Origin of the sequence: Acinetobacter sp. AOR41_HL (genome assembly GCF_027854645.1) — a bacterium.
GTDB classification, from domain to species: domain Bacteria; phylum Pseudomonadota; class Gammaproteobacteria; order Pseudomonadales; family Moraxellaceae; genus Acinetobacter; species Acinetobacter nosocomialis.
This window is the reverse complement of sequence record NZ_JAKTHZ010000022.1, coordinates 50,080-63,158: the sequence shown is the minus strand read 5'-3', so window position 1 is coordinate 63,158 and position 13,079 is coordinate 50,080. Positions and strand designations below refer to the sequence as shown.

At 38.2% G+C, this 13,079-nt stretch carries 11 protein-coding genes and 1 tRNA gene; 4 read left to right on the top strand and 8 right to left on the bottom strand.

The annotated features are described in order from the left end of the window. Positions 1 to 114 precede the first annotated feature (114 nt). On the top strand, positions 115 to 804 hold the full coding sequence (gene aqpZ, locus MKL35_RS07820; RefSeq protein WP_002052229.1) for an aquaporin Z: 690 nt from the start codon (positions 115 to 117) through the stop codon (positions 802 to 804). 223 nt (positions 805 to 1,027) lie between these two features. Here the strand turns inward: aqpZ and MKL35_RS07815 are convergent, their stop codons facing one another. The 3 genes from MKL35_RS07815 to MKL35_RS07805 are packed head-to-tail and all read right to left on the bottom strand — an operon-like array spanning position 1,028 to position 2,976. Beyond that, positions 1,028 to 1,270 (bottom strand): hypothetical protein, encoded by a 243-nt coding sequence (locus MKL35_RS07815; RefSeq protein ID WP_000476056.1) that lies wholly within the window; start codon positions 1,268 to 1,270, stop codon positions 1,028 to 1,030. Positions 1,271 to 1,315: 45 nt separating this feature from the next. Further along, complete coding sequence (locus MKL35_RS07810; RefSeq protein ID WP_032011918.1) at positions 1,316 to 1,900, bottom strand: LysE family translocator; 585 nt, start codon at positions 1,898 to 1,900, stop codon at positions 1,316 to 1,318. Continuing rightward, on the bottom strand, positions 1,897 to 2,976 hold the full coding sequence (locus MKL35_RS07805; protein WP_023188101.1) for a DNA/RNA non-specific endonuclease: 1,080 nt from the start codon (positions 2,974 to 2,976) through the stop codon (positions 1,897 to 1,899). Before MKL35_RS07805 ends, MKL35_RS07810 begins: the two co-directional genes overlap by 4 nt. A gap of 255 nt (positions 2,977 to 3,231) precedes the next feature. On the opposite strand from MKL35_RS07805, the gene MKL35_RS07800 reads away from it, so the two are divergent. Continuing rightward, entirely contained in the window at positions 3,232 to 3,651 is a 420-nt protein-coding gene (locus MKL35_RS07800) for a hypothetical protein (protein ID WP_032011917.1), read from the top strand. A gap of 55 nt (positions 3,652 to 3,706) precedes the next feature. On the opposite strand, the gene MKL35_RS07795 is transcribed toward MKL35_RS07800, so the two are convergent. Further along, positions 3,707 to 5,584, bottom strand: coding sequence for a potassium transporter Kup (locus MKL35_RS07795; RefSeq protein ID WP_006581027.1), 1,878 nt, complete (start codon positions 5,582 to 5,584; stop codon positions 3,707 to 3,709). A 118-nt stretch (positions 5,585 to 5,702) separates the two neighbouring features. On the opposite strand from MKL35_RS07795, the gene MKL35_RS07790 reads away from it, so the two are divergent. Both MKL35_RS07790 and MKL35_RS07785 read left to right on the top strand, forming a co-directional pair. Next, positions 5,703 to 5,792: transfer RNA gene (locus MKL35_RS07790), tRNA-Ser, on the top strand. Between the two features lie 167 nt (positions 5,793 to 5,959). Further along, positions 5,960 to 7,141, top strand: coding sequence for a tyrosine-type recombinase/integrase (locus MKL35_RS07785; RefSeq protein ID WP_270913308.1), 1,182 nt, complete (start codon positions 5,960 to 5,962; stop codon positions 7,139 to 7,141). Positions 7,142 to 7,218: 77 nt separating this feature from the next. Here MKL35_RS07785 and MKL35_RS07780 read toward each other — a convergent pair whose 3' ends face one another. The 4 genes from MKL35_RS07780 to MKL35_RS07765 are packed head-to-tail and all read right to left on the bottom strand — an operon-like array spanning position 7,219 to position 13,077. After that, complete coding sequence (locus MKL35_RS07780) at positions 7,219 to 8,346, bottom strand: hypothetical protein (protein ID WP_270913306.1); 1,128 nt, start codon at positions 8,344 to 8,346, stop codon at positions 7,219 to 7,221. Beyond that, positions 8,346 to 9,986 carry an AAA family ATPase gene (locus tag MKL35_RS07775; RefSeq protein WP_270913304.1) on the bottom strand — a complete coding sequence of 547 codons (1,641 nt, stop codon included), beginning with the start codon at positions 9,984 to 9,986 and terminating at the stop codon, positions 8,346 to 8,348. The genes MKL35_RS07780 and MKL35_RS07775 overlap by 1 nt, the downstream gene beginning before the upstream one ends. Further along, positions 9,986 to 11,515, bottom strand: a complete 1,530-nt coding sequence (locus MKL35_RS07770) for a restriction endonuclease subunit S (protein WP_270913301.1) — start codon at positions 11,513 to 11,515, stop codon at positions 9,986 to 9,988. The genes MKL35_RS07775 and MKL35_RS07770 overlap by 1 nt, the downstream gene beginning before the upstream one ends. After that, positions 11,515 to 13,077, bottom strand: a complete 1,563-nt coding sequence (locus MKL35_RS07765; protein WP_270913299.1) for a class I SAM-dependent DNA methyltransferase — start codon at positions 13,075 to 13,077, stop codon at positions 11,515 to 11,517. Before MKL35_RS07765 ends, MKL35_RS07770 begins: the two co-directional genes overlap by 1 nt. Between the last annotated feature and the right edge of the window lie 2 nt (positions 13,078 to 13,079).

Genomic DNA, 13,079 nt, shown 5'->3' with positions numbered 1-13,079 from the left:
TCTTTTCTTGATTAAAACAACACTGAAAACAAAAATTTCATATAGTCACATGCTTAATTTTTTGTGACATATTTCACATTAATTAAAAAATAGATCAATAGATGAGTAATCACAATGAATAAATATTTTGCTGAATTCCTAGGTACGTTTTGGCTAGTCTTTGGTGGTTGTGGTAGCGCAGTGTTAGCCGCAGCTTTCCCTGAACTTGGTATTGGCTTTGCAGGTGTAGCCCTTGCCTTTGGTTTAACCGTACTCACTGGTGCTTATGCTCTAGGGCATATCTCTGGTGGACATTTTAACCCCGCGGTCAGTGTCGGTCTTTGGGTCGGTGGTCGCTTCGATGTTAAAGATTTAATTCCATATATTGTTGCGCAAGTGGTTGGTGCGACTGCTGCTGCATTTGTTCTTTATATTATCGCTCAAGGTCAAGCTGGCTTTACTGGTGTGGGCGGTTTTGCAACCAATGGTTTTGGTGATTTATCGCCAAATAAATTTGGTTTAGGTTCTGCTTTTATTATTGAAGTGGTACTTACTGCGTTCTTCTTGATTGTTATTTTAGGATCAACACATGGTCGTGCGCCTGCTGGTTTTGCACCTATTGCGATTGGTCTTGCATTAACGCTTATTCACTTAATCAGTATTCCGGTTACAAACACTTCTGTGAACCCTGCACGTAGTACAGGTGTTGCATTCTTTGCTCAAACTGGTGCTTTAAGTCAGCTGTGGTTGTTCTGGGTAGCGCCGATTTTAGGTGCTGTGATTGGTGCAATTATTTATAAGGTAGTTGCTGGAGATAAGGATTAATTCTTCATATCTATAGCCTTAATATGCTATCGCGGTGGGGTGACATGGATGTCACCTGTTGAGCAGGGGTACACGGAAGTACCCTCTGATCAACAAAGACTTTTGCTTACTTTTGGTCTTTCAAAAGTAAGAAATGGCTATACAAACTCAATAAGACCTAACGTGGTACTAAAGACTGTATGGCAACATGACTATGCTAAACATCACACATAAAATGTATAAATTATAAAAACGGATTATTTACTTCTTGTTCAGCTGGACGTTCAATTTTCTCAGGCAATTCTTCTTTTTCCAAAGCTGCAACCACATCATTTAAAAAGCTCTGTAGTGCTTTTGCCTGCTCTAACCCAACTTTGTCTTTAGTAATTTGCAAATTGCCATAAATGCTCACGCAATCGACATCATTTTCTAATGTTAAATCTTCAATTGAAGAAGACTCTGTACCCTTTTCAAATGGCTTAAACATAAGTGTGGTCTCGTTGTTATATGTTGATAGTGTAATACGACCAATCTATAAAAAATCAATCAAAATTAAAAGTGCCGATAAAATTAAAAAAGCACCCATTAAGATATTAAAATATTTCAAACGGTTGCCTTGGTTTAGCACCACTGAAAATTTATCACCACAGAATCCCCAAAAGAACAAACATATATAGCAGGTGAAAAAATAAATCACGATAAAAATCGGCAAAGCCTTTGGATGTTCAATGCTAGTAAACATGGTAATGCCCGACACACAAGCCAACCATGCTTTAGGGTTCAGCCACTGTAACAAGAAGCCATCTTTAAAATTGGGAATGATCATCTGTTCTAGTGAAACACTAGAAATAGAAATATTTGCTGCAGAAAGAATAATTTTTATTCCGATATAACAAACAAATAGCGTTCCACAAATGGCAAGAATTTTTAAGACAACAGGAAATTGGGTTAATACACTTTGCAGCCCAAACGCCATAAATATTAAAAGCAAGGTAAAACCAATCGTGGCACCTGAAATATAGGGAAGTGATCTTTTTAAACCATGATTTAAGCTGGTTGATAAAATAACGGTATTGACAGGACCTGGGGTAATCGACAATGCCTGCAAACGATTTATTTGATGATTTGCAAGAAATAGTTCACCAAAGCTTCTACTAGCTGTTTCACAATGGCTTTTCTGGTTTCTTCATCAATACTTGGAACTTTAGATTCCATAGGCTCAGAAGATGTGCTTTTCTGCTTTTTAAACTGGTCTTGTAATGCGTGGATCTGATCTGCACTTAAGTCTTGTTCACACTGGCTTTCTCCATCCCAGTGTAAATAATCTAACTTCTGGTTTGGCTTAACTTGACTCGATGTTAACGGCAGACGATAAACATTACGTTTTTGTTGTTCAGTTAACTGAGGAAACAGGTTAATTCCTAACTTTTCCTCTAAATAACAAACACTCACAACCTTAACCTGTTGCGAGTTGTTATTTGGTGCATAGTAAGCGCCAATTGCACCTGTTTTAGGATAGTACACAGCCTTATACACTGCGCTTGGAACAATAACACCACGTCCAATCGTTTTGAGTCGTTGACCTTCAAAGATTGGTCCTGTCACAACATATGCATCTTGTTTTTGCTTAGTAACCACTGCACGAGTAGCATCTTCAAGCTTACGCCAAACTTCCTGATTATTTTTGGGTGCCTGTGGAACCATGTTACTCAGCGAAAAACTATCGAACTGCGAGTCCTTAGTCGGCATATCGCCATTTGGTGACATATGTCCACGGTCATAGCCTGACCCACGATAATCGCTTAAAAGTGAACGGTGGCGCTCAGGCACACGTGTTTCTTCGTGGAAATTATCTTCGCGTTTAATTTTAGTGCTTAAACGTTCAGGACTAAGATATTCAGCTGACCATAACGGCGTTTTAGACATCCCCGAGTACAAAACATTGAAGCCATTAAAGCACAGCGGATAACTGTCTTTTTTTAAACTTTCTTTGTTTAAAGCAGGAGGAATTTCGCGATAAAACTGATTGAGACAAGTCGAGTTGGTACTTAAGGGCGAAAACCACTGTGAAATCTTTTCACTTCCAAAAGCAATTGCAAAACTACCAGCAGCAACACAAGCAAGAATAATCTTGCCAAAATGCTGACTTAGAGAGAATGAATTTGTACCTGTACTACGTTTTTTACTTGCCATGTTTCTATCAATACCACTGTCCATATGCAGCTTAACAATCCTGCTTTTTTAAGTATATCGCTTAACTTTCAAATGGTTAAAACATGGTCATCTTTTTTGTAACTCTATTTCTTGTTCGGTAACAGTTTGTTGGCCTTGTGAGGAACTTTCACTATTGAATTGGGTTAATTGCGTATCTTTCATTGAAAACGACCAATCGCTTATGACATGGTTAGCTCCACAAATTTGGATAAAAATATAAACGGAGTCCATTTAATGATCCATTCAAAGATTATTGGTATTGGCGTAATTGCTGGACTGTGCAGTATGGCAGCCTTAGCTGAACCTGCGGTCCAACCCGGTGAGACTTTAGAAAGTTTATCTAAAGTAAAAGTGACTACAACCGTCAATGGCCAACCTGGCTCTATTAGTGATTTAGTTAAAAGTGGTCAAGTACAACCTGTTTCTGTTGCCCCAACAGGTGCTGCTCCTACAGGTGCTCCTATTCCAGCCGATGTACCGCCGGCTCCTCCTGCAGATGTCCCACCAGCACCTCCTGCTGGCGCTGAAATGGCTGCTCCGGCACCACAAGACCCAAATACACCGCCACCACCGGCTAACCCTAACCAGTCAGCAGACCCAATGGCAAAAGATGGTGCATTGCCAGCAGATGCACCTATGCCACAAGCTCAATAATCAGAGCCATAAAAAAACCAAGACTTATGTCTTGGTTTTTTATTACATCAAATTTCTATATTTCGATTTGACTACCTAACTCCACCACACGGTTGGTTGGAATTTGATAGAAGTCACTCACCGGACTGGTATTACGCTGCATCGAAATAAATAGTTTTTCTCTCCACGGCGACATACCATCACCCACCGAGTGAACAATACGATCGCGCGAAATAAAGAAGCTGATATGCATTAAGTCATATTCAAGACCTAACTGCTCATAAGCTTGCATAAGTGCTTTCGGTACATTCATTTCATCTTTAAAGCCGTAGAAAATTTTAATACGGTAGAAATGTTCAGCTAAAGCTTCTGTTGTAATACGCTCTTCTGGTGCAACAAAAGGTACATCTTCAATCACCACAGTGACCAAGATATTACGCTGATGCAGTACTTTGTTGTGCTTAATGTTATGTAGCATGGCATGCGGTACAACGTTTGGCGTACCTGTCATAAACACGGCATCACCCGGTACCCAGTGCACGCTATTACCAATACTTTTTACAAACAAATCGAGCGACAAAGTATCGTGTTCAAGCTTAGCAAAAGTAAGCTCACGGCCACGTTTCCATGTCATTAAGATAGTGACTGCAATACCACCAATGAGTAATGGCACCCAACCGCCTGACAACACTTTAAGTGAAGTTGCTGCGACTAAAACCGACTCTAAAATAAAGAATGGAATAATCAGTAACACCACTTTTGGCCAGCTCCATTTCCACGCTGAGTAGATAAAGATGGAAACCAAAATCGTGTCACACAGCATGGTTAAGGTCACTGCTAAACCATAAGCACTTGCCAAGTTTGAGCTGGTTTTGAAAATCAGAATTAAGATAATAATTGCGATTAAAAGTAACCAGTTTAAGAACGGCACATAGATCTGACCTTCTTCAGACTCAGAAGTATGTTTAATACTTAAACGCGGTAAATAACCCAATTGAATCGCTTGACGAGCAAGAGAGAACACCCCAGAAATTACAGCTTGAGAGGCAATCACTGTTGCCATGGTCGCCATAATAATCATTGGGTAAAGTGCCCACTGTGGCACCAGTAAATAGAACGGGTTTTCAATTGCCGCAGGGTCACGAAGTAACAATGCGCCTTGTCCTGCATAGTTTAAAACCAAGCATGGCAACACCACAAAGAACCACGCAAGACGAATCGGAACAGGTCCAAAATGCCCCATGTCGGCATAGAGTGCTTCACCACCTGTCACTGTTAACACCACAGCACCCATCACAAAAAACGTCATGACTGGATGATGGTAGATAAACTGAATTGCCCAATGTGGACTAAACATGCCGAGTACAATCGGTGTTTGAATGACGCTATGAAGGCCTAATGCACCTAAAGAGATAAACCACACAAGCGTAATTGGACCAAAGAACTTACCTACAAAGGCCGTACCATGTTTTTGAACTAAAAACAGCGTCACAATAATGGCAATTGCAATTGGCATAATGAACGGGTCAAAAACGTTGGTTGCAATAGACAACCCTTCGACCGCAGACAATACCGAAATGGCTGGGGTAATAATACCGTCACCAAAGAACAGTGATGCCCCAATAAAACCAATCGCAATCATGTAGATTTTTTTGTTGTCGGCAATTTTTGCTTTACGCAAATTCAATGCAAGTAAGGCCATGATACCGCCTTCCCCATTGTTATCTGCACGCATGACAATGGCGACATACTTGATGCTGATAATCAGCATTAAGCACCAAAAAATAATGGATAAAATTCCTAATACGTTTTCAGGCTGAATTCCCAAACCATGGGCAGCATGGAAGGACTCTTTCAAGGCATAGAGCGGACTTGTTCCGATGTCTCCAAAGACCACCCCAAGAGCTGCCAAAGCCGTGGCAGGCAAGGTCGCTTTTTTGGCCGTATTTTGCATTGTGTAATTAAACCAATATGATTTTTAGCGCAATCTTATCACCTCTATTATTTTTTTTCTGTAATGCTCGTCTTAAATCTTGGCAGAACCTAATTTTTTAGTTACTATCGCACGCCTTGGTGAGGTGTCCGAGTGGCTGAAGGAGCACGCCTGGAAAGTGTGTATACGTTTGCGCGTATCGAGGGTTCGAATCCCTCTCTCACCGCCAAGTTTACTTTCTATGATATCTCATAGAGTCCTAAAAGCTTAAATCTAAAGGGTTTAGGCTTTTTTATTGCCTTATGTTTTCCAATTGACCCTATTGAATCCTGATATAGTTGGGGGTATAACTGGGGGTATAATAAATTACCCTCATTTTTTTACCCCCAAATTTCTATGAAAAATGCCACACGACTTACAGATGCTCAACTCAGAAAGATCAAACCCTCTGAAAAAAAAGTAAAATATCCTGATGGAAAAGGCATGTATTTAGAAGTTACCCCTTCAGGTGGCATGCATTGGCGTATGAAATTTCGCTTCAATGGGAAAGAAAATATTTTCAGCATTGGCACATATCCCGACACCACACTTGCCCAAGCAAGAAGAATCCGTGATGAAGCACGCTTAAACTTAAAAGATGGAATTAATCCAAACGAAGCGAAGAAACAAAAAAAATTGCAGGTAGATGAAAGCACACTTTTCAGAGCACTTGCTATGGAATGGATGCAAGATCGTAAAGCAGTTATAAAAGAAGCAACTTACTTACGTGATTTATCCGTATTTGAGAAAGACCTTTTCCCTGCTCTAGGTGATATGCCAATTGATCAAATCAAAGGTAAAGATGTACTCGCTTGTGCCAAAAAAATTGAAGAGCGTGGTGCGCTGGAAATGGCGAAACGCTCAATCCCTTTAGCTGGGCGTATTTTCCGATTTGCGATTCGTAAAGGAATTATTGAGAACGATCCTACCCCTCACTTAGGCGAGGCTCTCAAGCCTCGTAAAGTAAAAAATATGGCTCGTCTGGACATTTCTGAATTTCCTGCCTTTGTTGAACGTATGGATCGCTACCACGGCAACCTGATCATTAGGTCAGCCTTGCAGTTGATGACTCTTACCTTTGTAAGAACAGCAGAACTGAGAATGATGGAGTGGAATGAGATTGATTATGAGAATCATTTATGGAGAATTCCTGCACATAAAATGAAAATGGCTATGCCTCATATAGTGCCTTTATCAAAGCAAGCTTTAGAGATACTAGAAAGGATTCAACCGATTACAGGTATAAAACAGTACGTTTTCTATAATTACAGTACCGCTAAGCCAATTAGCAGCAATGCTCTTTTATGTGCAATTCGAACAATGGGTTATAACGGTAAAATGACTGGTCATGGATTCCGTGGACTTGCATCAACTACCCTACATGAGCAAGGCTATATGCATGATGCCATTGAAATACAATTAGCTCATAGAGTTGGTAATGCTGTATCTCAAGCATATAATCATGCACAGCATCTTGAATATCGAACTCAAATGATGCAAGAATGGTCAGATTTTATTGATGGGTTAAGGGGCAAATAACACTCACTATTCTCAATATTTTTAATAACATAGAATGTAAAACTATCAATTTCTTAATCTATTTTTTTAGTATAGTACTAAGAAGGATTATTCGTCCGATTTAAAATATAAAAAGCACTTTCTTCCGCCATATCACAAAAAAATCGACTTTTCTGCCAAAAAGCAGCTTTATCTGTAGAATTCAATTCACAAAAAAACTTCTGATACCAATATGCCCAAGGTTTTCTCTTGAGAGTTTCATCGCCTACTGGCCTAGCATGTCGTAGAACTTGTACTTGGAAATCATTAAAATCTATAGGATTAATTATATCTAGAATTGTTTCATCTAAACACCGAAACTCACCCTCAACTCTGTTTTTTATTTCATAGATATCATTCCATGTATCCAACTTACTGATTAAATCTGGATCTGATGTATTCCAGTTAAGTTCTATAATAGGTACAGGATCTCGCAAATTAATGATTTTTAGTTCTAAGCAGTTGTAAGCGGATTCTGTATAAGGATAAAAGCTAAATCTTATATTATTATTTTTAAAAAAGAGATTATCGTCTCCTTTTGCTTTTTTATTACAAGTATCACATATAGGAACTAAATTGTCAGGATGGACTGAAAACAATGGGTAATCTGATTTACATAATTGATGATCATAATCCGACCTCCATTGTTTTTCATCAGGAATATTTGCTCTAATATCTGCTAATGTAGACATACCACAGGCCTTACAAACATTTCCATTGATTGAATCTGAGCGAAACTCAAGAAAATGAGTTAAGATGTTTACACCACCAGCTTGATTAATAATAGGCTGCAATTCTTTAGTACTTTCATATAGATGTGTTGCTAGAACTTTAAATGCTTCAAAACTTTCTTGCGATAAAAAGCTGATTAAATTGGGATTAGGCGTTGAAAAAAAATTTTCAAGATTTTGATTATCAATCATTACTTGATACAATTGTTCACGAATTAATTGTTCTTCGCCTTTTAGACATAGAAATAATTTTTTAAATTTATCACGAGTTAAATCATTTTTACCAGTTGGTTTTCTAAAGTTATTCCAACATGCTTTACCAACAGGAGTATAGCTAAATAGACGTCTCCCAAATCTCTGCTGATTAATAGATTTGTTTAAGAAATAAATTAATTCTTCATTTAACAACTCGAAAACTCGAAATTTAGGAGTTTGTGGATGTAATCTAAAAAGCATTAATCACTCAACTTTTTAATCAAATATGCACGTTCAGCTGAAAGACCCAAATTGTCTTCAATCCATTGCTTAGCTTGAGCATCACCGAATTTTAATTGCTCACGTATTTCATCAATGACACTATGAGAAATCAAAGATCTTAGCCCAAAGTACCGTTTAATAATCACATCAAAAGAGGCCCCATAAGTTTCTTCCTCAACAGGTTTTAAATCAATCAAACCATTGTGATTTCTTTCAAAAAAGAAGACATTTTCTTTTTTAAGTGAAGAAATCATAAATGGTGAATGTGTTGATAAAAATATTTGTGAATCTTCAACTCCCTCATCATTTAGATTCAATGCTTTTTCAAGGTAAGTATGGAAGTAAGTTCGCCATGAAGGATTAAGATGTGTTTCTGGTTCATCAAATAAAAAGAGAGACTGCCCAAGACCAAAAATAGTTGAAGCTGCTAACACCTGCATAAGTTGAGCTTCACCATCAGAAAGATCATCAAAACATACTTCCTGATTCTTATTGTTCAGAAATCTCAGCTCAACCATACTTAAAGGTAACTGAGTTTTCAAAGGTGTTTTAACTGTTTCAATAAAGTCATCTTTAGCTAACTTTCTTCTATTAGTAATAGGCCATTTTTTATTCCCTAATTGTTGTAATTTCAACAATCTTAGGAAAAACGATCTAGGATCATGATAATTAGCTTCTCGTAAATTATTCAAAATACTCGAATTACTAAAATCAAGCTCAATTATACCAGCTAGAAAATTTAACTCATATTGATCAAATTGATCATTAGTCGTTCTATTTCCAATAGGAGTTATATTATTTTCCCCAACAGACCGTACGAGCATTTTTATATCACGGATCGCATCTGTATCGATAACCCCCGATCTCAAATCATAATAAATCTTAGCCTTTATAGGATATTTAAAGCCTAACTCCCCTAATATCTGTTCAACTTTTTCTAAAGGTAATAAAACGAGACTCAACAACAAAAGGCTTGTGCTATCGTAATCCAGATATATAAGATTACTTGGCTGTGGGTTAACTTCCCTAAGACTTAAATAGTTCTCTTGATCATAATCTTCAGAATAGAGATTATCGAATATATGAGGATATTTCTTAAGAAATTTTTTATTAATTTCAGAAACTTGCTCTTCATCAACACTCTCAGTTAATAGTTTTTGACGCTGTGCACTTATTCTTTTAATTTCAAAGTACTGTAATGAGTTTTTCATAAAAGCACGCTGAAGATTTTCATTCAATCCAGATGCATAACCCACTATAAAATCAGGTAATGGAGCTCCTAAAAGCAATAGATGTTGTTCGCCATCATTAGTAATCTTATAAGACTTGACCTCATTCTCATTAATATTCACCAAAATCACGTCTTCAGTTTGATTCTGATTTTTTATTGCATACTCCAAACTTACTTCAAATGGTAATGGAGTTCGTACAACAAAATCCTCACGCTGCCAACGCTCAAGATAAGCAAAGGTTTCTGCGATTAACTCAAGAAGCTGAGACTTACCAGAGCCATTCAAGCCTATCAAAGCATGAATATTTCCCTTAGTATTTCGAAAATCAAAATATTGATTTTTTAAGCCCTTATATTGCCCAATTAGCTCTAAAGACAATAAACGCATTATGCTTTACCTCGACCAGGCTTTGTAACAGATTTAGCTGATCGCTCTGCTTTAATCCTTTCCAATAATGCTTCAGCACTGTTTTCACCACTGATTAACTCTGGATTAGCCTCACGCCATTCAGCAGTGAGCTCTCCCCGAAATGCTTTAGATAGGATAGATTGAGTAAGGTTATTTACACGATCTAAAGCAGACAGCACTTGCTGCTCTATGCTCTCACTAGTGCTAAATAACTGATCCACTCGATTTATAATTTCCAATTGCTCCTCCAAAGGAGGAATTGGAACTGTAATTTTAATCAACCTAGTTAAACCTAGATCCTGATTACCCACCCCATGAGTATATCTCTGAGACAATTGGTAGCAATGACTCGAATTCATAGCCTTCGCTAGATAATTCCCGTCAATCACGTTTGTTATTTTTAAGACAGCAACATGAACCCATACATTAAAATCCCTACTTTCCTGATTAAAGTAGGCAATTCCTGTAGTGCCCCCTTTCGTGTAAAGAATATCACCTATTTCAGGCTTGCATCTTTTAGATAATTCTTCATGGAGCTCATTACTAATAAACTTACATTGAGTAAAATTAATTCCTTTTTCAGTAATATTCCCACCAGATATAAATGGGACACCTTCCTGTGTATATTTCGGGCTGAAGTGTGGTCCATCTTTAACACTCCAAGCTAACTCCCCGAGATTAGTCCACAACCAGCCTGCAGGTAGTGCAAAGCAATCTTCATCCAGAACAGATTCTGGATCTTTATATTTTGCCCTCCATTTTTCATTAGTTGGAACCTTATCTTGTCTACAAAGTCTCTGATACTCCGCATGCTCCCAATGTGATTTCCTAGCCTCTAAAATATCCTTTCGAGTTATAGGTGAACTGCCTAATTGTTTCCCTCTCCACTCCTCCGTCAACTTCCCACTCACAGCAGCAGCAAGCACAGACTGACGGAATTGTTTAAGAATCTCAGGGATCCGCTCTAAACGAGCTTTAATGCTCTCTACTTGAGCCAGTAGGGTATCAAGCTTATCTGCAATGACTTTTTGTTCGGCTAGTGGTGGGAGTTGAATCTCCATATTCTCAATAGCTTTTCCCGAAATATTAGGCTGTGCCCCACCATAAGCCTCTTTAAGAATATTCTCGCTTAATGAAGCAATAAGATAGTTCCTAAATCTCGTACTGCCTAACTTATCTGAGCGTAATTTTAAATTACCAACTCGCTGATTCTGGAACGCTGGCTCTTTGCCTTTATATACTCCAATTTTTCCGGTTGTTGCCCCAGACATTGCTATCAGCAAATCGCCTTTACAGACTTCGAACCCAACCACAGGGTCCGAAACGTGTATCGCATCCGCATCTGATGCATACATGCCATCAATATCAGAAATGCGAATAACAGGATATGTCACATCATTAGGTTGAACATAACTATTACTTTTAAAAGCAAACCCATTCTTCAAAAATAAATAATCACCGACCTTCGCTATCACCCATCCATTAGGCAACCATTCTTTCTGACTCATCAATTAACCCCTAAAGCAGCTAATAACGAATCTAGCTCAGCCAATGCAGCTACCAGTTCCTCTTTAGCCTCACTCGCTAAAACTTCAGGCTCAGGTAAATTTGCAGCATCTACACTATCTTTATCTTTTAGCCAGCTAATATCTAATGAATCATCCTTGTTCTTAGCAATCCACTCACGGCTAAAACAGCGCCAACGGCTATGAGCTAACTCTTTATCTACATTTCGGTTTGCATCGTCATTTGCTAACTCTATTGATAAAGCATCAAAACTATATTCACCTTCTTGTCTTGGGCTAGTACCTTTAGGGTCATCACCATATACCACTTCAAATGGCTTTAAATGTTGCTCTGTAAACGGTGTTCGTTTACCAAAACTTGGCATATTTGTGCGCAAATCATAGACCCAAACCTGCTTGGTACAATTTTCTTCTTGGTATTTTTCTTCAACACTGCCTTTCGTAAAAAACAAGACATTCGTTTTCACACCTTGTGCATAAAAAATCCCTGTCGGTAGACGCAAAATCGTATGCAGATTACACTTATTCATCAAATCCCGACGAATTTCTGTACCTGTACCTGATTCAAACAAAACGTTATCAGGTAATACAACAGCTGCTCGCCCACCCGGTTTTAAACCACGATAAATATGTTGTAAGAATGCTAATTGTTTATTACTGGTTGGATAAGTTAAATCATCACGAGTAATACTAGCTTCTCCACCTTTTGATGTACCAAATGGAGGGTTTGCTAAAATTACATCCACTTTCGGCAAGTTTGCCCCGATTTGCCCTAAAGAGTTCCCAAGGTGAATCACACCTTCATCATCGCCTTCCATACCATGCAGTAAACAGTTCATTAAGGCTAAACGACGCGTACTAGGAACAAGCTCAACACCAACAAAAGCTTTATTCTTTTGAAATTTTTGTTGATCACTCGTTAAATCATACAGATCATCTGTTTGTTCTTTAATATATTGGTCAGCAGCAATTAAAAATCCAGCAGTACCCGCAGCAGGGTCTTGAATTGTTTCTCCAGCTTGCGGTTTTAAACAACGTACCATACTATTAATTAAGGGACGTGGTGTAAAATATTGGCCTGCACCAGATTTTGTTTCAGAGGCATTCTTTTCTAATAAACCTTCGTATAAATCACCTAAACCATCTTTCGTGGCACTAAACCAATCAATCTGATCTAGGGTCTTAATCATTTGTTCTAAATGGCGCGGCTCTCGCAAACGTGTCTGCGCATCTGCATAGATAGCAGAAATTAGAGGGTCTTCATGAATCTGCTTTCCATCGTGGTCTTTACCTGTTGATAGGCTCAATAATATGCGCTTGTAATCATTAAGTAGATTTAGACCAGATTTTCCTTTTAAATCTTCCCAACGGCATCCTTCAGGTAAAGGATGACTCTTTAAAGTGCCAGCTTCAGTGTTTTCATGAACCATTTTAATAAATAATAATAAAACCAGTTCAGTCACATAATCTGAGTAATTAATGCCGTCATCGCGCAATACATCACACAGATTCCAGAGTTTTTGAACAATATCATTATTTGTCATGG

Bases quoted from the DNA above. Each gene is read 5' to 3' on its own strand.
- aqpZ (WP_002052229.1), top strand. From the start codon at position 115: ATGAATAAATATTTTGCTGAATTCCTAGGTACGTTTTGGCTAGTCTTT.
- MKL35_RS07815 (WP_000476056.1), bottom strand. From the start codon at position 1,270: ATGTTTAAGCCATTTGAAAAGGGTACAGAGTCTTCTTCAATTGAAGAT.
- MKL35_RS07805 (WP_023188101.1), bottom strand. From the start codon at position 2,976: ATGGCAAGTAAAAAACGTAGTACAGGTACAAATTCATTCTCTCTAAGT.
- MKL35_RS07800 (WP_032011917.1), top strand. From the start codon at position 3,232: ATGATCCATTCAAAGATTATTGGTATTGGCGTAATTGCTGGACTGTGC.
- MKL35_RS07795 (WP_006581027.1), bottom strand. From the start codon at position 5,584: ATGCAAAATACGGCCAAAAAAGCGACCTTGCCTGCCACGGCTTTGGCA.
- MKL35_RS07785 (WP_270913308.1), top strand. From the start codon at position 5,960: ATGAAAAATGCCACACGACTTACAGATGCTCAACTCAGAAAGATCAAA.
- MKL35_RS07780 (WP_270913306.1), bottom strand. From the start codon at position 8,346: ATGCTTTTTAGATTACATCCACAAACTCCTAAATTTCGAGTTTTCGAG.
- MKL35_RS07775 (WP_270913304.1), bottom strand. From the start codon at position 9,986: ATGCGTTTATTGTCTTTAGAGCTAATTGGGCAATATAAGGGCTTAAAA.
- MKL35_RS07770 (WP_270913301.1), bottom strand. From the start codon at position 11,515: ATGAGTCAGAAAGAATGGTTGCCTAATGGATGGGTGATAGCGAAGGTC.
- MKL35_RS07765 (WP_270913299.1), bottom strand. From the start codon at position 13,077: ATGACAAATAATGATATTGTTCAAAAACTCTGGAATCTGTGTGATGTA.